At 48.0% G+C, this 20,276-nt stretch carries 19 protein-coding genes; 9 read left to right on the top strand and 10 right to left on the bottom strand.

The genetic code is table 11. The annotated features are described in order from the left end of the window. Nucleotides 1-51 precede the first annotated feature (51 nt). Nucleotides 52-1,077, top strand: coding sequence for a threonine aldolase family protein (locus ACYVR3_RS02950; RefSeq protein ID WP_461243051.1), 1,026 nt, complete (start codon nucleotides 52-54; stop codon nucleotides 1,075-1,077). Between the two features lie 247 nt (nucleotides 1,078-1,324). Here ACYVR3_RS02950 and ACYVR3_RS02945 read toward each other — a convergent pair whose 3' ends face one another. Continuing rightward, complete coding sequence (locus ACYVR3_RS02945; protein ID WP_461243050.1) at nucleotides 1,325-2,224, bottom strand: DMT family transporter; 900 nt, start codon at nucleotides 2,222-2,224, stop codon at nucleotides 1,325-1,327. Between the two features lie 179 nt (nucleotides 2,225-2,403). Between ACYVR3_RS02945 and ACYVR3_RS02940 the strand changes: the two genes are divergently transcribed. Beyond that, complete coding sequence (locus ACYVR3_RS02940) at nucleotides 2,404-3,444, top strand: helix-turn-helix transcriptional regulator (protein ID WP_461243049.1); 1,041 nt, start codon at nucleotides 2,404-2,406, stop codon at nucleotides 3,442-3,444. Between the two features lie 63 nt (nucleotides 3,445-3,507). Here ACYVR3_RS02940 and ACYVR3_RS02935 read toward each other — a convergent pair whose 3' ends face one another. The 4 genes from ACYVR3_RS02935 to ACYVR3_RS02920 form a co-directional block, all read right to left on the bottom strand. Beyond that, nucleotides 3,508-4,134 (bottom strand): response regulator, encoded by a 627-nt coding sequence (locus ACYVR3_RS02935; RefSeq protein ID WP_461243048.1) that lies wholly within the window; start codon nucleotides 4,132-4,134, stop codon nucleotides 3,508-3,510. Continuing rightward, nucleotides 4,131-5,396: a sensor histidine kinase gene (locus ACYVR3_RS02930; protein ID WP_461243047.1), complete on the bottom strand. Its 1,266-nt coding sequence runs from the start codon at nucleotides 5,394-5,396 to the stop codon at nucleotides 4,131-4,133. Before ACYVR3_RS02930 ends, ACYVR3_RS02935 begins: the two co-directional genes overlap by 4 nt. Before the next feature lie 270 nt (nucleotides 5,397-5,666). Then, nucleotides 5,667-7,706 carry an ABC transporter ATP-binding protein/permease gene (locus tag ACYVR3_RS02925; protein WP_461243046.1) on the bottom strand — a complete coding sequence of 680 codons (2,040 nt, stop codon included), beginning with the start codon at nucleotides 7,704-7,706 and terminating at the stop codon, nucleotides 5,667-5,669. A gap of 159 nt (nucleotides 7,707-7,865) precedes the next feature. Further along, nucleotides 7,866-8,117 (bottom strand): hypothetical protein, encoded by a 252-nt coding sequence (locus ACYVR3_RS02920; protein ID WP_461243045.1) that lies wholly within the window; start codon nucleotides 8,115-8,117, stop codon nucleotides 7,866-7,868. A 216-nt stretch (nucleotides 8,118-8,333) separates the two neighbouring features. Here ACYVR3_RS02920 and ACYVR3_RS02915 point away from each other — a divergent pair, with 216 nt between their 5' ends. Further along, on the top strand, nucleotides 8,334-9,398 hold the full coding sequence (locus tag ACYVR3_RS02915) for a hypothetical protein (RefSeq protein WP_461243044.1): 1,065 nt from the start codon (nucleotides 8,334-8,336) through the stop codon (nucleotides 9,396-9,398). A gap of 362 nt (nucleotides 9,399-9,760) precedes the next feature. Here ACYVR3_RS02915 and ACYVR3_RS02910 read toward each other — a convergent pair whose 3' ends face one another. Then, the gene (locus ACYVR3_RS02910; RefSeq protein WP_461243043.1) at nucleotides 9,761-10,249 is read right to left on the bottom strand and encodes a GNAT family N-acetyltransferase; all 489 of its coding nucleotides are present in this window, start codon (nucleotides 10,247-10,249) and stop codon (nucleotides 9,761-9,763) included. 113 nt (nucleotides 10,250-10,362) lie between these two features. Here ACYVR3_RS02910 and ACYVR3_RS02905 point away from each other — a divergent pair, with 113 nt between their 5' ends. Together ACYVR3_RS02905 and ACYVR3_RS02900 are read left to right on the top strand one after the other, a co-directional pair. Then, nucleotides 10,363-11,232 (top strand): LysR family transcriptional regulator, encoded by an 870-nt coding sequence (locus tag ACYVR3_RS02905; RefSeq protein ID WP_461243042.1) that lies wholly within the window; start codon nucleotides 10,363-10,365, stop codon nucleotides 11,230-11,232. A 67-nt stretch (nucleotides 11,233-11,299) separates the two neighbouring features. Then, nucleotides 11,300-11,677, top strand: a complete 378-nt coding sequence (locus ACYVR3_RS02900; protein WP_054733144.1) for a MerR family transcriptional regulator — start codon at nucleotides 11,300-11,302, stop codon at nucleotides 11,675-11,677. Nucleotides 11,678-11,752: 75 nt separating this feature from the next. On the opposite strand, the gene ACYVR3_RS02895 is transcribed toward ACYVR3_RS02900, so the two are convergent. Continuing rightward, a complete protein-coding gene (locus ACYVR3_RS02895; RefSeq protein ID WP_461243041.1) occupies nucleotides 11,753-12,667 on the bottom strand; it encodes an SDR family oxidoreductase in 915 nt (304 codons plus the stop codon). 180 nt (nucleotides 12,668-12,847) lie between these two features. On the opposite strand from ACYVR3_RS02895, the gene ACYVR3_RS02890 reads away from it, so the two are divergent. From ACYVR3_RS02890 to ACYVR3_RS02880, 3 genes are all read left to right on the top strand, one after another. Further along, a complete protein-coding gene (locus ACYVR3_RS02890) occupies nucleotides 12,848-13,444 on the top strand; it encodes a TetR/AcrR family transcriptional regulator (RefSeq protein WP_461243040.1) in 597 nt (198 codons plus the stop codon). Between the two features lie 71 nt (nucleotides 13,445-13,515). After that, nucleotides 13,516-14,652: an AI-2E family transporter gene (locus ACYVR3_RS02885; RefSeq protein WP_461243039.1), complete on the top strand. Its 1,137-nt coding sequence runs from the start codon at nucleotides 13,516-13,518 to the stop codon at nucleotides 14,650-14,652. Between the two features lie 545 nt (nucleotides 14,653-15,197). Continuing rightward, nucleotides 15,198-15,956: an NADP-dependent (R)-specific alcohol dehydrogenase gene (locus ACYVR3_RS02880; protein ID WP_057151972.1), complete on the top strand. Its 759-nt coding sequence runs from the start codon at nucleotides 15,198-15,200 to the stop codon at nucleotides 15,954-15,956. Between the two features lie 196 nt (nucleotides 15,957-16,152). Here ACYVR3_RS02880 and ACYVR3_RS02875 read toward each other — a convergent pair whose 3' ends face one another. From ACYVR3_RS02875 to ACYVR3_RS02865, 3 genes are all read right to left on the bottom strand, one after another. Further along, nucleotides 16,153-16,758, bottom strand: coding sequence for a pentapeptide repeat-containing protein (locus ACYVR3_RS02875; protein WP_461243038.1), 606 nt, complete (start codon nucleotides 16,756-16,758; stop codon nucleotides 16,153-16,155). Nucleotides 16,759-16,781: 23 nt separating this feature from the next. Then, a complete protein-coding gene (locus ACYVR3_RS02870; RefSeq protein ID WP_461243037.1) occupies nucleotides 16,782-18,131 on the bottom strand; it encodes a threonine/serine exporter family protein in 1,350 nt (449 codons plus the stop codon). 128 nt (nucleotides 18,132-18,259) lie between these two features. Then, entirely contained in the window at nucleotides 18,260-19,177 is a 918-nt protein-coding gene (locus ACYVR3_RS02865) for a diacylglycerol/lipid kinase family protein (protein ID WP_461243036.1), read from the bottom strand. 237 nt (nucleotides 19,178-19,414) lie between these two features. Between ACYVR3_RS02865 and ACYVR3_RS02860 the strand changes: the two genes are divergently transcribed. After that, the gene (locus tag ACYVR3_RS02860) at nucleotides 19,415-19,999 is read left to right on the top strand and encodes a TetR/AcrR family transcriptional regulator C-terminal domain-containing protein (protein ID WP_461243035.1); all 585 of its coding nucleotides are present in this window, start codon (nucleotides 19,415-19,417) and stop codon (nucleotides 19,997-19,999) included. Nucleotides 20,000-20,276: the final 277 nt, after the last annotated feature.

Below are 20,276 nucleotides of genomic sequence, written 5' to 3'. Positions count from 1 at the left end.
AGATTAAAACTTATTTAATAAAGTGTCAGGAAAAGTCTGGAGGAATTCACTATGTTACCATTCGCAAACGATTACGCTCGGGGCGCCCATCCCAAGGTATTGCAACACTTAGTTGATACCAATTTAGATGCACAACCCGGATACGGGGCTGACAAATACACTGCAAGTGCGATTGCTAAAATTCAAGCGGCCTGTGGGATTGATGACGCAGACGTTTACTTCATTTCAGGTGGGACGCAAACCAACGCTATCGTGATTTCAAACTTACTGGCCGATGATGAGGGGGTTGTGGCCGTTGATACCGGTCATATTGCGCTACACGAAGCGGGTTCCATTGAGTATACGGGGCACAAGGTCCTGACAGTACCACAAGTTGATGGCAAGTTGACTGCCGGTAACCTCCAAACTTACGTGGACGACTTTTATGCTGACGAAAATCACGGTCAGATGGTGGCGCCGGGTTTGGTCTACATCTCTTACCCAACTGAGGGTGGCACGTTGTACAGCAAACAGGAACTCACTGAGCTAGCAGAAACCTGTCATGCCAATCAGTTACCACTCTTTATTGACGGTGCCCGGTTAGGTTACGGCTTAGCGAGTCCGGCAGCGGATTTGACGTTACCAGAAATTGCGGCGTTGTGCGACGTGTTCTACATTGGTGGGACGAAGGTTGGCGCACTGTGTGGTGAAGCGGTGGTCTTTACGAAACACAACACGCCAAAGCGGTTCGTGACGAAAATCAAGCGTCAGGGGGCGTTGTTGGCGAAGGGCCGGTTGTGTGGTGTTCAGTTTGACGCCCTCTTTACCGACAACTTGTATCTCGATATCAGCAAGCACGCCATTGATTTGGCGATGCAATTGAAACAAGCGCTGACGGATAAGGGATACGAATTCTACATTGATTCGCCAACTAACCAGCAGTTTATCGTGGTTGATGCAGATCAATTAAAAGCGTTGAGTCAGTCTGTCGATTATTCGTTCTGGGAGAAGATCGATGAGACACACACGGCGATTCGGTTGGCAACGAGTTGGTCAACGACGCAGGCTGAATTGGATGAATTAATTGCAATTTTATAGATAATACAAAAAACGAAGCTTGGACAAAAGTCCATATTGGTAAGCATCGAACTAATTTCTTAACTCAAAGTGAGTTAAAAATTTCATTTTATCTCAAGACTATTATCTAGTCTAAACGTGCGCCAAAACTCAGGTCCCGGCCATATAAGAGAACCGGCCCGTAGATTCCAAAACCAGGAATCCACGGGCCGGTTCTCTAATATTCTGGGACCTAAACGAGTTTTTGCTCACTCTCGTTTTTATTTGCTTAAAACCGCTGTCGCCGCCACAACGACAACCGGTGCAAATCCAACTGCATTAATAATAACGCCACAAAAATCAAGCTTCCGCCAATCACCAAATTACTGGTAACCGGTTCAATGCCAACCAGCACGGAAACCAAACTCGCAAACAGCGATTCCGTCATTAGCAGCAGACCAGAGGTGGTCGGGTCCGCAAACTGTTGGCAGAAAATTTGCAGTGTCTGGGCCATAAACGAGGCAGTAATTCCCAATGCAATCAAAGGTAAAATGGCGTGTGGCCAATCAATGGCGCCGTAGCCTTGACGCTCAAAGAGAAGCGACATGCCACCACTCACCACGATTTGACTCATGGCTAACATAAATGAACTATTAATGGGATTTAGCCGAGTACCTAACGCACTGTAATAAACGATCTGCAGTGACACGAAGATGGCTGAACAAAGCGTTAAGATATCACCCAGTTGGAGGTGAAATCCAGTTTGGATGATGCCGGTTAGGAAGGTCGTACCAATCAAGCACAGGATAATCGCGAGGATCAGTTTGCGTTGCGGGCGCTGGTGTTGTGTAATCCAGACCACGATGGGGACAAACAGCACGTAGGTAGCGGTGAGAAATGAACTGTTGCTGGGCGTGGTGTATTTGAGCCCGGTGGTTTGCAGGAGCACGACGGCAACGTTGAGCAGACCGCCAATAGCGCCCAGTTTCACCTCCTGCCAAGTGATGTGGTGAATCGTTTTGTGGAAAAATATGTAGAGAAGCGTGGCGAAGATCAGTCCCCGACCACCGTTGATCAAGCCGGCCGACATGTGAGCATCCGTACACTGTTTAATAAAGGTGTAGCTAATGCCCCAGATAAAGGCTGAGGTCAACAAACCGAGGTTGCTTTGCGTTTTAGTGAGCGTCACGGCGACGCCTCCTTTCGTGAGTCTTGCACTATTGTAACAGGTTAAGCATGGGTTTCGGCAATTTATTTTTCAAAAGGAATTGCGGATCATCAGTATTCAAGAACGCCGAAATCTATGTTAAACTTTCTTCAAATTAGGTTGAAGGGATTAGAGGTTGATGGGAAACCGAGGTGGGTCAAATGATTGATGGGTTTAAAATGCAGTTTACGATGCCGCTACTGGATGAAGACAGTGGCTACGATTTTGATGATGGTCGATTGAAGAAAAGCGTCCGTATCCCAACCGAAATTCGATACGTGACTAATCGCGATAGTTTCACAATTGGTGACTTAATGACGGTATTTAACATCTCGCGACAGACTGCGATGCGGGACTTGCATGACATTGAATTACAAGGAATAACGGTAGTGCCACAGGCGGGGTATCGGGATCGGTATACGGTGAAAAATCGAAAAAATTCGTTGACGGTTCAACTCCACCAAGATGAAATTGCGGCCATCTTTGTTTCGTTTTTGGCTTCGTTGAACGATAACCTACCGTACTTAAAAAGTCGGCAATCACTAGTTGAAAAGTTACTGAGGAACGTTCCGGAAAAACAGCGTCATGCCTTGCTGAGTTTACAGCAACTCCTGACGATATCGAACGAAAGTCGCTCTGATATAGACTGGTTTGCAGTATCGGATCAGGCGCCAGTCATGCTGGCACCGCTAATTGATGAAATTAGTTATGGGATGGGGTTTGCAACGATCATGTACAGAAAAAAGTTTGCGACTAATGACGAGCAACATCACGTTTATGTCCGCAGAATTTTTCAACAATCATCACTGTGGTACGTGGATACTTGGGATTTAACCCGGCAGGCTAAGCGAACTTTTCGGGTTGACCGAATTCAAAGCGTAGCCGCCTATGACTTATCACAAGTGCCAGAACTGATGACACCAACATCTGCGCTGGAAACGACTTTTGATCAAACAACGAATGTTCAACTCAGGTTAGGGCCAACCGCAATTCAGCGGTTTCAAGGGTTTCATCAGCCAACCGATACCTTGGGACCTCAAGCGCAGTACGAAACAACTGTGGCTTTAGCGGATGAGCGGGAGCTGTCCCGATTCGTAGACTGGTTGTTGTATTTGGGCGATGACGTTGAAATTGTGAAGTTGCCGAAACCGATGTGGCGATTGTTGCGGCAGAAGGGACACCGGTTTGATGAGCAGTCATGAAAAAGGCGTGCCACGTTCAATTCAGCGTGGTACGCCTTTTGCTTGCCATAAGCAATCGGGCTGCTACAGCTCGATCAACCCCAACTGCAACGCCTTCGCCACCGCCTCAGCGCGGGAAAAAACGCCCAGTTTATTATAAATACTAGTTAGATGTGACTTAACAGTCCGCTCACTCACGTGCAAATCGGCTGCGATTTCCTTGCTGTGCTCACCCTGAGCAACCTGCGTTAAAATGGCGTGTTCCCGGGGTGACAGGTCAATGGCGGGTTCAGCAGGTTTGGCGGGCGTAAAGGCCTTTCCGGCGATTCGGGGTTCAATGTAGGTTTCGCCCTTCATTGCCCCGCGGATGACGCGAAGAATCGTGTCTTTATCAGCGTCTTTCAATAAAAAGCCCTTTGCACCAAGCTGCATAGCTTGTTGAATCGGTTCTTGGTCATCAAAGGTCGTGAGCACCACAACGGGCAGGTCCGGGTCAGTGTCGTGAAGTTGGCGCATCATGGCAATGCCGTCCAGTTTCGGCATGCGAATATCGGTGAGTACGAGGTCGGGGTGCAACGCAGCAACTTGCTGCAGACCGGCCTCACCATCGTTCGCCGTTCCGAGCACGTTGATATCCGAAACAGTTTCAAAAATGAGTTCGAGTCCCGCCCGTAAAATCTGGTGGTCGTCGACAATCAGTAAATTGATCATGAGTTTGTCAGTTCCTTTCTGGTGGCTGGCATGGTGAGGGTGACGGTGGTGCCTTCATCGGGCGCACTGACAACGGTAATCACACCGTCTAAGCGGGTCGCCCGTTCTTGAAGGCCTTGTAAACCGAAGTGACCCGCCAGCTTTTTCTTGGACTGTGATGACATGTCAAAGCCGTCACCAAAGTCGATAATTTTGAGTTTGAAGATATCGTCGTGGAGACTACTAGTTAACAGCGCCTGGTCGGTGTTAGCGTGCTTCGCCACGTTAGTTAACGCTTCGGTGACGATTCGCGTGATCTCAGTGAGTTGACTCGGTGAATAGTCCGGAATGTCGTTAATTTTGGTGGTTGTCGTCACTTGGTAGTTTTTTCGAATCGCTTCGGTAACTAAATGCAGTCGGGCTGGCAAACTTTCTTCCGTGGTACTCCGTAGGTCGGTTAAGGTGATTCGCGATTCGTGGAGGGCATCGCGCGCCACGTCGATACTGTTATCAATAATCTCGGCGGTGCGCTCGGTATTTCCCTGTTCCAAAAAACTCTTGGCAGCTTCCAACTGCATGACCGTCCCCGCCAAACCTTGCGTGAGGGTGTCGTGGAGTTCACGGGCGACGCGTTGGCGTTCGGCGCGGATGGTGGAGGTTTCAACCTGGGTATAGGCGAGTTGCAATTCAGTGTACAGATTCTCGACCCGCTCGCGTTCCTGAACTTGGCGTTGGTAGAAGCGCCAGTAGTAGAAGACCATCATCATCACAAACCCGAAGGACTCAAGGGTCACAAGCGCCATCATCCAACCGACCGCAATCGAGTAGGCCCCCCACATGAAGAGGTAAACGGTGGTGACATACCGTAAAATTCTTTTCGAGTTATTGTAAGCAACGATTGATTCAATGGTAAATACCGGGTAGGTCCCAATCATCAACACGGGTGCGCTGGTGGGCATAAACCGAATATAAATCAGGAGTAGTAGCATTGGACAACCAATTAGTAGGTAGCGCCGGTGCTGGTAGAGCTTGGGTCCGAACCAAATCGTTGCAATCAGACAGACGGTTGCTAGGAGGATATAGAACGGAATTAAGGATTGATGCGATGGCGCATACCGTGATAGCAGTTGAAATTGTTTGCTTGAAATATGGGTGCGAATCAGCGCAATTGCGCTGGTACTGACATAAACGGCCACAAACCCGATCATAATCATCCAGACGATCAGCGGGCCACGAATCGCGCGTAATGTCTGAATCTTTTGCGCTTCGGTAGGTTGGGTCATGGAAAGGTTCAGCTCCTTCAAATGGTCTAATTGACTCAAATTATACACCAGTTACACATCGCAAAAATACCAGCTTGGGCCCGTCAACGACCGCAAGCTGGTATTTTTGGAATAGATGTTTCTGTGGGATGGAATTAAGTTAGTCCATCATTGACGAGGGGAGCGCCAGTGACGGTTGATTATTGGTTTGAGAGAAATCGCTTGATGACACTTCATTAACGCAGTTGGTTGTGTTTTTGACGGGCATCGCCTCCTTGACTATTTTGGTTATTAGTCTGCTGATAAGGCGTCGATTGGGTTCAACTTCGCGGCACTCCGGGCTGGTAGCATCGCTGCTAACAAGGAGATAACGAGGGCAATCACGAAGACCGTGACCACGTTGCCAATCGTAATTTGAACGAAGGCGTAGTTCGCAATTGACGCCAGTAAGTGGTTCGTGAGCAACTCACCGCCAATCGCAACGACTGTAGCTAAAGCGGCACTCAAGACCCCGATGATCAACGATTCACTGATGAACAACCGGCGGACGTCTTTCTTACTTTCACCAAGCGCTCGGAGAATCCCGATTTCCTTGGTCCGGGCACTAACCGACATGTACATCGTGACGATGATCATCAGTGCGGAAACGACTAATGAGATGGCAGCGATGGCAGCCAAGATGTTAGTGGCGAGATCAACGTAGGTTTGAATCGTCCCAATCATTGAACTGACTGAAGTGGCAGTGAAAATCCGTTTGCCGTTCATCTTCAATTGGTTCATTTTCTTGGTGGTGGCGTTCACGTTATCGAGTTTATCAACGCTCACAGCAACCCCAGAAGCAGTCGTATCAACATTGTTGGCTTTCATAGCCGACGTTAATGTCTTGGTGTTGACGTAGTTATCAAAGGCCATGCCCATGCTGTTGGAGGTGCTGGTGATGCCGGCAACCTTAGCTTTGAACTTGACGGTGACCATCTTGTTATCCTTGTTTAACGTCTTGTAAGACAGGGTGATGGTTTTACCGATTAGAGACTTGTAGTCGTTCTTTGAGAAGGTCTTGGCAACGCTCTTTTTGTCGATCAACACTTCGCCGGCCTTTGGTTTGTGGCCGTACTTGATGGTGTTGGTCGTGGCGCTGGCATTCCAGTTTTGCAGAGTTGAGATAGTAGCGGTCTTACCACTGTATTTGGCTGTTACACCACTAGCCGAGTAGACTTTATCGACCTGGTCGACATGCTTGAGGTTTTTCAGCTTGTTGATCTGTTTGTCGGTTAAGCTGACCTTCTTGGTGCTGGTTGTAGCAGCAGCACCGGTTGCAGCGGATGGACCAGCTTGTGACGCACCACCGCTGCTGCTGCTTGGAGCAGCTTGTGCGCCAGCTGCAGCCGACTTACTGGTCTTTTGGTAACGACTCACGGAAACGACTTGTGGGTTGACCATGTCGTTGACCTGCTTGTTGATGTAACCCTTGATCCCGTTGCCTAAGCCGGAGAACAGCATCACGGCAAATAGGCCGATGGCGGTCCCTAACACGATGAGGGAGTTACGCCAGAAGTTGTATTTGAAATGCTTATAGGCTGTTTTGTATGAAACAGATGCTGGGAGGAGCTTGGATTGCAACCGTGGTGTTTCGTCAGTTGCGTAAGCGTCTCGGAGCTTCGTGTCCTTGTCGATTTGGCCGTCTTCCAGGTGAACGATTCGGGTGCCGGCGTCAGCCACGGACTGTGAGTGGGTCACGGCGATGACCAAACGGCCTTCAGCGGCGATATCGTCCAAAATTTGGAGCACTTCCTGGGTGTTTTGGGCATCCAGGGCACCGGTTGGTTCGTCGGCGATGATGACTTTGGGATCACTCGCCAACGCTCTGGCAATGGCGACCCGTTGCTTTTGTCCACCAGACAGTTGGTTGGGGTACTTATGGGCCTGTTCCTTCAAGCCGACCCGTTCAAGTAGCTGCATGGCGCGGGCTTCTCGTTCGGATTTGTTGAGGGTGGTCATGTCCAACGGAATGAGCACGTTGTCGATAACCGATAAGTGACTGATTAAATTGTAAGCTTGGTAAATGTAGCCGATGGTATCTCGGCGGTAGGTATCCAAGGCCTTTTCATCGTTATGGTCAAGGCGTTTGCCGTTCACCGTCACGCTCCCTTGGAACTGGCGGTCAAGACCACCAATGATGTTCATCAAGGTTGACTTACCACCACCAGATTCCCCGAGAATCGATACGAACTCGCCAAGATCAAAGTTCAGATCGATGCCTTTGAGGACTGGAAACTCCTCTTTCCCTAAATAGTAGGACTTATGAATGTCCCGTAGTTCTAAATAACTCATATAGTGCCTCCCGTTAACTGATTAAGTAGGTCTATCATAACGGGAATGCGATTGGGCAACATCGGTCGAAAGGACATTGTTTGGCTTCCCTTTTGGGCAAAAATGATGAAAGCAGGTTGAAAAGACGATTAAGACGGGCGTTTACGCTGTTGAAAAAAATTAACTCAACTCGGAATTGAGCCAAACGGTAATACTGTCATCTCGATTAAGGGTAAAGCTAACCTCGTAACCGGGATGAAGTTGAGGCTGTTGTTGATCGTCAAGGGTCACAGTGAGGTTGATTTCCACAACGTTATCCGGCGCGGTTGTTGAGGTAAACATGAGCTGGGTGCCGTCAACAGATTGGTAGGCGGTCATTCGCGAATCGTAGAGGAACGTTTGTGAGTTGAAGGTAATGGATTGGGTTGGCATCGAAATGAACCTCCTCTAACTATTAGTAGCACTAGTTTAACAGGTAAGTGTGACGAGAAAATGTTGAATTGGTATAGGCTGTGTAAAGATGATTAGAAAAACAACTCAAATTTCAAATTAGATAAAATTCCGGAAAGGTCTAGTATCGCCTATGTGGATATGCTAGTCTTAATCTTTGGATGATTTTTATAAGGAAGAATTAGAAAGGAACGTTTCATGGGCGATATAGTGAGCTATCAGCGATTACTTGGCCAAATTGAACTTGGCATGTTAATCGTGATGGCGTTATTTGGAAACTTACCTATTTTTGTGATCGTGACCGTGGGCATTGCGGCGTATCTGATCGTAAGGGGTGCGCTGAATCCGCAGTATACGGTGCGACAAAAGGTACTTTTAGGGGTTACATATGGGTTTGCGATGGTGCTTCAAATCGTGTTTGACGTTAACGGGGTGTTTATTCCGGGCTGGGGCCACATCGTGATGCGGGTGATTGCGGCGGCCATTTTGCCGTTGCCGTTGTTGCTGGAGCGGTTGGTGATTCGAAATAAGACCGACGCGTTTTATTTACCATCGTTGAGTGAATTGGCAACCATCAGCTTTGCGGAATTTGAGAAAAATAAAACTAAGATTCGCCAAGCGATGCAGGGGGCAGATAAGGTCAAATCGGTGTTTTCGGCTGATAACGTCCAAGATATCTTTGGTGACCTGCACCGGCATAGTTCGGTCCATTACGTCAACGATGGGTCGTTGAATGAGGAGTACTTTGAGCGTGTGAAAGCCTCATTAGCTGATCCAGCGCTGTATATCGTGATTTCAAATACCGGGAGTGCGGCTAGTGAGCTGATTGCGCTGTTCACCCAAAAACAATTCAACCACGCATCGTTAAGTTTTGATCGCGACTTAACCACGATTATCAGCTATAACGGTGGTGAACGGGTTTATCCACCGGGCCTGAACCCGGAAATGGTCGCGGCTTTCCATAAAAAGGCGGATGCTTCGGTGCTGGTGTATCGCTTACCAGTAACGGTTGAGCAGAAGCAACGGGTGATCGATACCGTGAAGCAAATCAATGATACGGGCAGTGCCTATAACATTCTTGGCCTAGTCACGAAGCGGTCATTGCGGCGAAACATTATGTTTTGTTCGCAGTTTGTGTATAAGATGCTGCAAAAAGCGGATGCCACTTACTTCGATAAGCAACCAGGCGATGTGCGACCGACTGATTTTGTGGAGTTGGATTATTATCGGCATTTAGAGTATGTGGATGAGATTAAGTTTTAGAGTGTGAAAAAATGCGTTTAGGACCCAGAATATAAGCAAAGACGACCAGTAATCCCCGGTTTTTGGGGATTACTGGTCGTCTTTGCTTATATGGCCGGGTCCTGCATTTTTTCACACGTTTCGGCGTGGTGGCCAGAAGGTGGTTAAACTACTAAATTTCAAAATTTAAAAAGAACCCCAAGAACTTCAGCTCAAACCAAGCCGAAACAAACGTCATAGCAAAGCGCGTCGCCAACTACCACTCTGAAATAATAGTGAGGAATTAGTGCTCAATCGTAATCACTTTCACTTATAAGGCCGGGTCCTGCATTTTTTCACACGAATCAAAAGAGTAGACGTATAAAATAGCTCATTTTTAAACGCTAATCTAACACTAACTCATACAACCGCGACTCCCGATCCGGATAAGCATAACTCACCCCTAACTGCTCAGCCGTGATTTGCCGAAATCCCTGCCGTTCATAAAACCGGTGCGACCGATGTTCACCTTCTGGCGTATCAAGCACGATTCGACTAAACCTATGCGCTTTCGCAAACGTCAAAAATTGTTGATAGAGCTGTTGCCCTAGATGAACCGGTTCACCTCGGTATTTGGGATACGTAAAAAACTTCTTCAAAACCGCAGTGTGGGCATCAACTGGCAGTAATGCGATCGTTCCCACCACGTGGTCAGCATCTAGTGCCAGCCAAAAGTCGCCACCACGAGCTTGGTAGTAGTTTTGAATATCGAAGATGTCCGCTTGTTCAGCCATCTTGATATTAAGATGCGCTTCGAGATTTTGACAGTAGTTGATCACGTCGACGATTTCGGCGAGGTGTTGTGGATTAGGTTGATAGGATTGAATTTGCATCGTGAAGCCTCCGTTGTGTTTAGCATAGCTTTAGTGTACGCTGAAACCAGTTAGTTGAAAAATTGATAGTTATAATAGTTATTATCAATTATTTTGATAGGAGGGATAAAGAGGTGGAATTTCGGGAACTACTCACCTTTAAGACAATCGTGGCCACCCGGAGTTTTTCGAAAGCGGCTGATCAATTAGGGTATACCCAATCAACGGTATCGATGCAGATTCAGCGATTGGAAGCGGAACTGGGGGCGAAATTATTGACCTATCAACGGCGACGGGTTCAGGTGACCGAAGCGGGTCAACGCCTATTGCCACTGGTGGAAAAAACGCTCACCAGCTTCGATGACGTGGCCCACTGGGCGACCCGAACGCAGGAGATGGGGCGCTTGCGAATTGCAGCACCAGAGTCGCTGACCATTTCGCTACTGGCTGCTAAACTTCAGCACTTTCAGCAACAATGGCCACTGGTCGAGCTACAGTTGCAAAATGCCACCTGCCTGCACAATGAGGCGGCATTGCTGCGACACGATGTTGATGTAGCCTTTATGATGTGGCCGAGTCAACCGGACGCTCGTTTAATCGATCACGACCTTGGGCTACAAGAGATCGTCTTGGTGACAAGTCAATCCAACCAGACCTACGAGGCACTGCTGGCAGATCGAACGGCAACGTTTGTGATCAACGAACCGGACTGCAGTTACCGCAATCAGTTTGAAACCGCACTGTGGCAACAACATCAGCGTAAGTTTCGAACGATAATGCTACCAAGTATTGCGGCCATCAAAGCAACAGTCGTTAATGGCATCGGGTTTAGTTATCTGCCACGGAAAATGGTTCAGCAGGAATTAACTGCCGGCGAGTTGTTTGAAGTGCCAACGGACATTGATAACCACGTTCACGCACATTTATTGACGCGACGTGATCAGACGGTAACGCCGCAGCTGACGGCGTTTTTAAATTTATTTGAACCGATTGCCGAAAAATGAGTTGCCTTAGACCCAGCTCAAAGGTTTAGAATAGCTTCAATAATAGCAATAAGGTCAGGTGACAACAATGAAAATCAAAGCCGTTTCCGAACAGTACGACATTCCCGCCGACACCCTCCGTTATTGGGAACGGGTCGGTGCTATCCCAGCGGTTCATCGGGATTCAGCTGGTTATCGCGATTACGATGAAGAAGATCTAGGTTGGGTTTCGTTTGCTAAATGCATGCGGGGTGCTGGCGTTTCAATTGAGTATTTGATTGAATACATTACCCTCTATCCCGGTGGAGAACGGACGCATCAAGCGCGCAAGGATCTCTTGACCGAACAGCTTGAAGTCATTAAGCGGCACTTGGATGAGGTTCAAGAGACTTATGATCGCATCTCGGAAAAGGTTGCCCACTATGATGATCACGTTGAAGGGGCAGCCAAAAAGTTAACGCGGTAGAATTGAAAAAGCGGTATGAACTCCGATGTGGAGGTCATACCGCTTTTATAATGGTCCTAAGCTGGTGAGTTGGCGCTATTTGCTAACCACCGTTTGTGACTTTGGCGCATCGTCCCCAGCGCGATAGGCTGCCGCAAACTGCTTTGCAAAATCGGTTAACTTAACCTGACCGTCAAATACGGGGTGTTGCTTGAGATCGGCGTAGAGCTGCTCCGGATGACGTTGATATTGGGTGCTCTTAACGTAAGGGTCAACGATACTGTCCGGCACGCCGTTAGCACGCAGAGAGGCTGCGAATTGGTCATCAGTGATCTCGACCAACTTGAGGTCTGGCAACGCCAAAGCCTCGCGGAAAGCCGCAATCATTTCATCACCCGTAAACGTGTCGCTAACAACGTAACGGATGGTCTTGCCAGCTGGAATATTGGCCAAAACGCCAAAGACGGCTGCAGCGATGTCAACTGGTGAGACGTATTTTCGTTCAATATTAGCTGGAACGTTGCTGTAGATGGCGTGATCCTTTTTGATGCTTGGTAAATTAGCATAGAGGTTATTGTAGAACCCAGTCGGCCGGACGATAGCTAGGTCGATATCAGTCAAACTTGAAAGGGCGTCTTCGATGAAGTGGTAGGCGTACAGCGTACCAGCGGGTTCATCTTGAGCGGCAATGCTGCTGAGGTTAACCACTTTTTTAACACCGGCGTTTTGAATTGCTGACTTGAAAACCTCAGCTTGTTGCTGAGCAGCAGCGAATAGGTCTGGAGCAGTGCCAGAAATCATTAAGTAAACAACGTCACGACCGGTAAATTGTTCAGTTAAGAACGCGGCATCGGTCATGGTACCGACTGCGGCGTGGGCGCCTAACGCTTCAATTTCAGCAACTCGTTGGGCGTTAGTCGTGATGACGGTGACATCGTGGCCGGCTTGGACGAGCTTTGGGACGACGATGCGGTTAACGTTGCCGAGGGAACCGAGTAGGGTAATTTTCATTTTAAGGAACTCCTTTGGTTTTTTAAAAAATAGGTTTATCTTTTTAGAATATCACCATCATAAAAGATAGAACTATCTTTGTCAAGCTTGTACTTCCGAAAAAAATTGCGTAAACTGGGAGAAACGAACTAACGACCGGATTTATGGCGAAATGATTTTAAGGAAATGTGGGTTAATAACATGCGAAAAAAGGATTTAACGAAAGAAGCACGCATCCAAGACGCAACTGCGGCAATCATTCTCAAAGAGGGGGCGGCGGCCGTTTCAACGGTGAAGGTGGCGAAGCGGGTTGGCATTTCTCAATCCAACGTGTACCTCTACTTTAAAAATAAGGATGACTTACTACTGAGTGTTTACCAGCGCGAGCAAGCTCGGATTCAGGCGGCTGGTGATTTGAATCAACTGACGGACAAGACGATTGCGTTACCCGTGCGATTGCGGCTCTACATGCGAGGGATTTTTGACTACGCCGTTGACCATCCAGACAGTCTGACGTTGATTCAGCAGATTAAATTTTTGATGGGTCAGGATGACGGTAACCCGTTGTTAGCAACGGTTCAGGGGACGCAAAACATTGTTGAAACGTTGATGCAAGAAGCAGTCGATGCGGGCGTCATTCGCAATGTGCCGATCAACGTCCACATGTCACTGGTCTTTTCGATGATCCATACCCATACGTTGAATCTGAAGCGTGGTTTATACCAGCCATCTGATTATTCGTTTGAAACGTTCTACGACTTACTTTGGTCGGGTATCAAGGAACCAGCCACGGACTAAAATCAGCACTTTGTTATTCGGAATGAGTAGGGTACACTAAGACTAATAAATTTGACGTAGGGGGAAATAAAATGAGCATATCGAAGCGACAGATTGTGAAATACAGTGTTGTCTTAGCCATCTTTTTGGTTTGTGTGATCTATCCAAAACAGGTCTTTGGCTCGATTGGCAACTTGTTCAACGTTGTGATGCCATTGATTTTGGGGGCAGCGATGGCGTACTGCGTGAACTTGCTGTGCCGGCAACTTGAAAAATGGTTTTGGCCACACACGAAGCAAAAGTGGTTGGCGGGACTTCGCCGACCAATCGTGTTGGTGGTATCAATCATTCTTATTCTATTGATCATTAGTGGGGTATTGCGGTTGGTGATTCCACAGTTCGTGGACGCCATCAGTGGATTCTTCAAGGCATTGCCAAGTACGATCAACGATGTGAACCAGTGGCTGACGAAGTTTGACCAGAGTACGGCCATCACGAAAAAGTTAGCCAGCAGTCAATTCGACTGGACCTCGATTCAGTCGAAGGTGATGAAATACCTGCAGGTGGGCGCCAGTGGGGTGTTCTCGTCCACGGTATCGATTTTCAGCGGCTTGACGAAGGGCTTGATGAATTTCATTTTGGCCTTCATCTTTTCAATTTATCTCATCATGGGTAAGGAAAAAATTGGCCGGACGCTGGACCGCTTGATGTTGGCGTTCTTACCGGAAAAATTTGTGACGAAAACGCATTACGTGTTACGTGAAACGAACCAGGTCTTCTCAAGCTTCATTGCCGGCCAAGTGTTGGAAGGCTTCATTCTTGGGACGTTATGTATGTTGGGCATGCTGTTATTCCGCTTCCCAGACGCCGTCTCCGTTGGGGCGTTAATGGGGGTCACCGCATTGATCCCAATGATTGGTGCTTGGATTGGTGGAATCGTTGGCTTCGTGCTGATTGCAGTCACCTCACCAATTAAAGCGGTGTTCTTCATTGTGTACATCTTGATTCTCCAACAAGTTGAAGGTAATTTAATCTACCCACGAGTGGTCGGCACGTCAATTGGCCTGCCAGGCATCTTGGTCTTAGCAGCCATTACGATTGGTAGCGGTCTAGGCGGCATTGTGGGCATGTTGCTGGGCGTCCCAGTTGCTGCAACGATTTATCGGTTGGTGAAGAATGAGTTGTTGAGAAGAGAGGGCGGAGCAAAGCGGTTAGAGACCGGAGCCTAAGCTACACCAACCAGAAACCCCGGTTTTTGGGGTTTGTGGTTGGTGTAGCTTAGGTGCAGGTCTCTGCTTTGCGGGGCCCGTTTAGGCTCGAGGACAGAAGAACGGTTAAGCAGTATCGGCCATGATTTAGAGTTCTCAAGAGAGGTGGAACAAAGCAGTTGAAAACTACCAACCGCAAACTAACACGATTGAAAGTAACCAACTAAATTAAAAAAAGAACCTAGTCAACCACCATCGACTAGGTTCTTTTTAGTCAACGATTTTCAAATTACATTTAGTGAAAAAACGCTTGAATGTGATTATTGTCACGTTAAAAAATATCGAGTTAAATGAACTGAAATCGTTTTTATTATCAATAATAAGTAAATAATACATTGGTAAATACACGTTAACAGCGTACATTACATTATTCTAATTATTGAGTAATAGAAACGAAATACTTTCAAAAAAAGATTATTTGTGAAGAAAAACACTATCTTTTTGACCAAAATGGTGCTATCCTTAAATCAACATCAATCGATGTAATTTCGCTGGAGGTGTTCGGTTTGACAGATCGTTTAAAAGGTAAGGTTGCAATCGTTACAGGTGGTACGTTAGGAATTGGCTTAGGCATTGCTAAGCGTTTCGTTGACGAAGGGGCAAAAGTGGTTATTACTGGCCGCCACGCCGACGTTGGTGAAAAGGCTGCTGCTAGCATTGGTGGACCGGATAAGATTCGGTTCTTCAAGCATGATGCTTCGGATGAAGCTGGCTGGGTCGATTTGTTTGACGAAACCGAAAAGGCCTTTGGTCCCGTATCAACGTTAGTTAATAACGCCGGGATCGCTGTCAACAAGAGCATTGAAAACACGACGACGGAAGAATGGCACAAACTGTTGTCCATTAACTTGGATGCCGTATTCTTTGGCACACGTTTGGCCATTCAACGGATGAAGAATAAGAACCTAGGTGCTTCAATCATCAACATGTCTTCAATTGAAGGCTTCATCGGTGATCCTAACTTGGGTGCTTACAACGCATCGAAGGGTGCTGTTCGGATCATGTCGAAGTCAGCTGCTTTGGATTGCGCTTTGAAGGACTACGGTGTCCGGGTCAACACGGTTCACCCAGGGTACATCAAAACGCCACTAGTCGATGACTTGCCGGGGGCTGAAGCAGCCATGTCAGAACGGACTAAGACGCCAATGGGGCACATTGGGGAGCCCGATGACATTGCGTACATGTGCGTTTACTTGGCTTCTAATGAATCGAAGTTTGCAACGGGTTCTGAATTCGTTGTCGATGGTGGTTACACAGCACAATAATTAATGGTTAACACGTAGGAGTAGGCGCCGTTAAAGCTGTTGTGAGATGTTAATGAAGTGAATTTCTCAAGAAGTGGATTTCTCAACTGACAGTGGTCAACTGATGGGCGGTGCCCCGTTGGTTGGCCATTGTTACTTACAACAAAGAAGCTCGCCGAATTCGTGATCTCGAATTCGGCGAGCTTTTTGTGTTAGTTTAATCTTCAATCGTAACGCCCAGCGCCAACGCGAACGGCACCGCCTGAAGCGGATCGATTCGGCAACCACGAACTAACCGCGGTGAGAACCGAAAATCTTCGATGATGCTGGTCCGAAAATCAACGGCTTTCAACGCCGTATCACTAAAATCGGCGCCGGTTAAGTCGCAGCGGTCAAAGTTGAGCGCATGTTTAATCGTTGTGGCTTGATAAACACTTTCCTGCAACCGAGTCGTTTCAAAGTGGCAGTCATCTAAGTTGGCTTCGGAAAAGTTACAGTAGTCAGCCTGAGCATCGTGGAACGTCACCTGTTTGAGGTGGCTGTTGCCAAAGTCGCTACCAACTAACTGATCCGCTTCAAAGTGACACCGATAGAACTGGCTGTTTCTAAAATCCGCGTTCAGAAAACGACAGTGACGAATCGTGCAGTCTAACCATTCGCCAGCGGAAAAATTCTCCTGCTGGAAAGTACAGTGGTCAAGGATCAGGTCGCTTAACTTGATGGCCTCGTGGGCATAGGTAATCGTACAGTTTTGGTAAGTATGTTCTGGTTGGAGATCGTCAAAGGCCAGTGTTTGGTTCTCAACGATGGGGTAATCAGGCATAGGAAAGCTCCTTTAGAGGTAGTTTAATCGAAATGCCGCCACTTCTTGTCCATCAAGAAGCGGGCCACAAACAGGCCGAGCGGCAGGAACATGATCATTAGACTGGCGCGGGTCAGCCAGAGGGCCCCCGTGCCGATGTTGTTCAGGCCGATGGCGTAGATGCCACGGTAGATGTACAGTCCGGGCACCATGATGACGATGGATGGGACCGTTAGCGAGATTCTCGGATAGCCGTTATAGTGGTTAATGGCTGAGGCGAGGAGTCCAGCAACCAGCGCACCACAGAAAGCTGCGGCAGCTGGTGGTAGGGACGTGAGCTGCGTCAGTTCAAGTCGGAGTGTGTTGGCAATCGCACCAATTACGCCGGCGGTAATTGCCATTTTCTGGGAACTGTTAAACATCATCGAGAAACCGTAGACTCCCGCAAAACTGGCCGGCAAGCGTAGTAATAATAGCGTGAGTGAACTTAAGCCAAGTGTGGCAAAGTCTTCGGGTCGAAAATGCACGCCGAGCGCCACCAGCCAGCCGACCAGCGTTGCGACAATGGTGATCATCAAGGCGTAAGTTAGCCGTTCTAAACCGGAGCGCATATCGAGTTTGGAGATGTCCAAAAAACTCGTGATGAATGGAAAGCCGGGAATCACAAACAGCATGGCGCCGATGTAGCCAGCTTCGTGGTGACCGGGGACGTGGAACCCAATCTGTAGAAGTTTAAAGGCTAAAAAGTAGCCCAAGCCAGCAACGGCAACCCCAACGGCCAAGCCTGCGATGGTGGTGACGCGGTGTTTACCAATTGCGCCACGGGTCCAGTTACCCAACCCGGCGCCAACGAAGGTGCACAGCATTTCAATCCAACCGCCGCCAAGCAGAAAAATAAAGCCTGCGCAGGCAAGGGCAGCAGCTAAACCGCGGATGGCAGGGCTGTAGTGACCGGGACGATTTTGAATTTCATCTAATTTTTGGTGAATCTGACGAACGGTCAGGTCCGCATAATCGGTGTGGAAACGTTTAACGAACTGTTCCAACGTGTACAGCTTTTCGGTGTTCACGCCGGTGTTGGGTAGTGCGAGCACCTGCGAGTAACTGTGACCGGCATCAAAACAGGTATAGTTGATACTGGTTAAGCCAATATCAGCGGAACAGGTGAGGTTGAGTTCTCGGGCAACGGTGTTCATGGCATCGCGAACGCGCCAGGCCCCAGTGCCACACGACAGCATTTGAATGCCAATGCGGCCAACGATTGACGCCCGTGCTTTGACGTGAGCGGCTTTAACGTGGTGGTCCTCATCTTGCGCAAATGACTTCCAGGGAATCGTCATGTGGTGGTGCTGTGAAACGGTGTAAGTAAATTTTGATGGTTTTTGGTTATCCATGTGGCCTCCAATAATAAACGTGTCGTAACTACCAATAGTGTACTACGGAAGCGTTGATGGGGGCAATGGACTAAAAAGCACGGTGACCACTTAGTTATGTGATCAGCGTGCTTTTGATTGATACGGGATTAACTGACCGGCAATAAAAAGGTCTGGTTAATCTGTTTGATTGTTGCGTTCACGGGTGCCATTGCCTCTTCGCCATCGATTTGAATGTGTTGCGGTGAATTAACGAGTAAATGGAATGTGTTGTGATCAGCCGTATGAATGTTGCGGTTCAACGATCGTCCCGCATAAATGGAGCCGATGACCGGAATCAATTTGCGCCAAGTGGTTTTTTCAACCATGACGAGGTGGATGCCAGCTTGCGCATTTTGACGGTCAGACAACAACTGGACGCCACCACCGAAGTAGGGGTGGTTGGTGAAGACACATAAGTAAGCGTGGTCTAGTTGGTGATCTTTGCGGGCCTGCCAAGTCAGCTGGAATGGTTGCTGGTGACGGATGGCCTTTAACAGATTAGCCGCGTATGACATATTGCCAAGCTTCAGCTTATTTAGGAGCCCTTTGATTTTCGAATGGTTGGTTTGGTACACGATATTGGCATCAATGCCGATACCCAGATTATTGATAAACACAATTTCACCTAATTTAGGGTCACTGACAAGGCCAATTGCGGTGGCAGTTGTCTGAGCCGTTAGCAGTTGATTAAGTGCGATTAATGGCCTTTGTGAAATACCGTGCGCCCGCGCAAAGTCATTGCCAGTCCCAGTTGGAATGTAACCGACTGGCAGTTCAAGGTGCGCTTGGTGTAAGCCGTTCACAACTTCGTGGAGGGTGCCATCACCGCCGAACACGACCACGATGGTATCGGCAGCGTCAGTCAATTGACTGGCGAGTTCTTGCGCATGACCCGGATACTGGGTGTGTTGCGTATGTAAGGTAAGACAGTTTGGCTGGAGCTGTTCGATCAATTGATCTTGGAGCCGTGCCGTTTTCCCGTTCCCCGCAACGGGATTAATGATCAGTTCGACGTTATTAAGCAAGTGAATATTCCCCCTTATAGAATAGTAATATTCTACTGAAAATTTGGGCGAACTGCAATGCATAACTTACCCAGATTTGGTCATTTTGTAAAAAATGTTGATGGGGTAAACGAATTCGCTCCCAATTTGAAGCTAACGAAAATCGATAAATGTCGTTAATTTCATTTCAAAATGATTTGTGCTAAGCTACCACTAACGACTAGTAAGCACGAAGAACGAACGAAAGGATCTTGATGGATGAGTAAAACGAAGGAGTCAATTATCGCGGCAACCAAGCAGTTAGTGATCACCATGCCATTTGATAAGATCACCGTGACCACGATCATGGCGGAAGCGGGAATCAGACGGCAGTCATTTTACGACCATTTCCGGGATAAATACGATGTGTTGGCTGACATTTACCAAACGGAAGTCAACGACGCGGTGCGCTATTGCGGCAATTACCGGCTTTGGCCACAGACCCTACTGGCGATGATGACCTACTTTAATGAGAACCGCACTTTCTACCAACACGTGTTGCAGTTGGACGAACAAAACGCTCCTGAAGAAGTCATCGGCGAACACATCAAGAAGATGGTCGGTGAAATCTTCACGAGCTTAGGCGAGTACGAAAAAATCAGTCTCAACACGGACTACTGCGACTTCTTACGCGAAGTGCTGGGCGAGACGCTGTTTACCTCGTTGAAGAAGTGGCTGTATCAGGATCCCGAAGTGTCGTTTAAACAGGAATATGAGTTTTTGAAGTTCTATCTCGAAGATGGCATTAATGGCTTCTTGCTGAGAAGCAAACGAATCGATCGCTATCGTTATATGAGCGCTTGATGCTGTCGCTTGTGTCCAGCGTAAGCATCATTGATGTGAGTTTGTGAAATGTGATTTGTGTGAACTAACGATTCCGGTCAACGACTAGGTTCCAGCTGTGGGGCCGGCCTGAGCCAAAGGGCGGTCTCAGTCCTCAAATTGAAGCCTCGCCAAAAAACGTGCGAGTCTTCAATTTGTCCCCGATAATTGGCGGTTGTCGAAAGTTCGTCAACAACCACCAATTATCGCGACACAGCTTCCACCTAGTCGCTGACCGGAATCTCACATTGCGCAATTC

The organism is Secundilactobacillus muriivasis (assembly GCF_054785195.1).
The sequence above is the reverse complement of the archived record's forward strand: the minus strand, read 5'-3'. Positions and strand labels throughout refer to the sequence as shown.

What these genes read in the sequence shown, in the direction of transcription:
- ACYVR3_RS02925 (WP_461243046.1), bottom strand. Translation starts at nt 7,706, where the DNA reads ATGAGTTATTTAGAACTACGGGACATTCATAAGTCCTACTATTTAGGG.
- ACYVR3_RS02935 (WP_461243048.1), bottom strand. Translation starts at nt 4,134, where the DNA reads ATGATCAATTTACTGATTGTCGACGACCACCAGATTTTACGGGCGGGA.
- ACYVR3_RS02915 (WP_461243044.1), top strand. Translation starts at nt 8,334, where the DNA reads ATGGGCGATATAGTGAGCTATCAGCGATTACTTGGCCAAATTGAACTT.
- ACYVR3_RS02940 (WP_461243049.1), top strand. Translation starts at nt 2,404, where the DNA reads ATGATTGATGGGTTTAAAATGCAGTTTACGATGCCGCTACTGGATGAA.
- ACYVR3_RS02870 (WP_461243037.1), bottom strand. Translation starts at nt 18,131, where the DNA reads ATGGATAACCAAAAACCATCAAAATTTACTTACACCGTTTCACAGCAC.
- ACYVR3_RS02885 (WP_461243039.1), top strand. Translation starts at nt 13,516, where the DNA reads ATGAGCATATCGAAGCGACAGATTGTGAAATACAGTGTTGTCTTAGCC.
- ACYVR3_RS02920 (WP_461243045.1), bottom strand. Translation starts at nt 8,117, where the DNA reads ATGCCAACCCAATCCATTACCTTCAACTCACAAACGTTCCTCTACGAT.
- ACYVR3_RS02860 (WP_461243035.1), top strand. Translation starts at nt 19,415, where the DNA reads ATGAGTAAAACGAAGGAGTCAATTATCGCGGCAACCAAGCAGTTAGTG.
- ACYVR3_RS02900 (WP_054733144.1), top strand. Translation starts at nt 11,300, where the DNA reads ATGAAAATCAAAGCCGTTTCCGAACAGTACGACATTCCCGCCGACACC.
- ACYVR3_RS02875 (WP_461243038.1), bottom strand. Translation starts at nt 16,758, where the DNA reads ATGCCTGATTACCCCATCGTTGAGAACCAAACACTGGCCTTTGACGAT.
- ACYVR3_RS02895 (WP_461243041.1), bottom strand. Translation starts at nt 12,667, where the DNA reads ATGAAAATTACCCTACTCGGTTCCCTCGGCAACGTTAACCGCATCGTC.
- ACYVR3_RS02930 (WP_461243047.1), bottom strand. Translation starts at nt 5,396, where the DNA reads ATGACCCAACCTACCGAAGCGCAAAAGATTCAGACATTACGCGCGATT.
- ACYVR3_RS02890 (WP_461243040.1), top strand. Translation starts at nt 12,848, where the DNA reads ATGCGAAAAAAGGATTTAACGAAAGAAGCACGCATCCAAGACGCAACT.
- ACYVR3_RS02910 (WP_461243043.1), bottom strand. Translation starts at nt 10,249, where the DNA reads ATGCAAATTCAATCCTATCAACCTAATCCACAACACCTCGCCGAAATC.
- ACYVR3_RS02950 (WP_461243051.1), top strand. Translation starts at nt 52, where the DNA reads ATGTTACCATTCGCAAACGATTACGCTCGGGGCGCCCATCCCAAGGTA.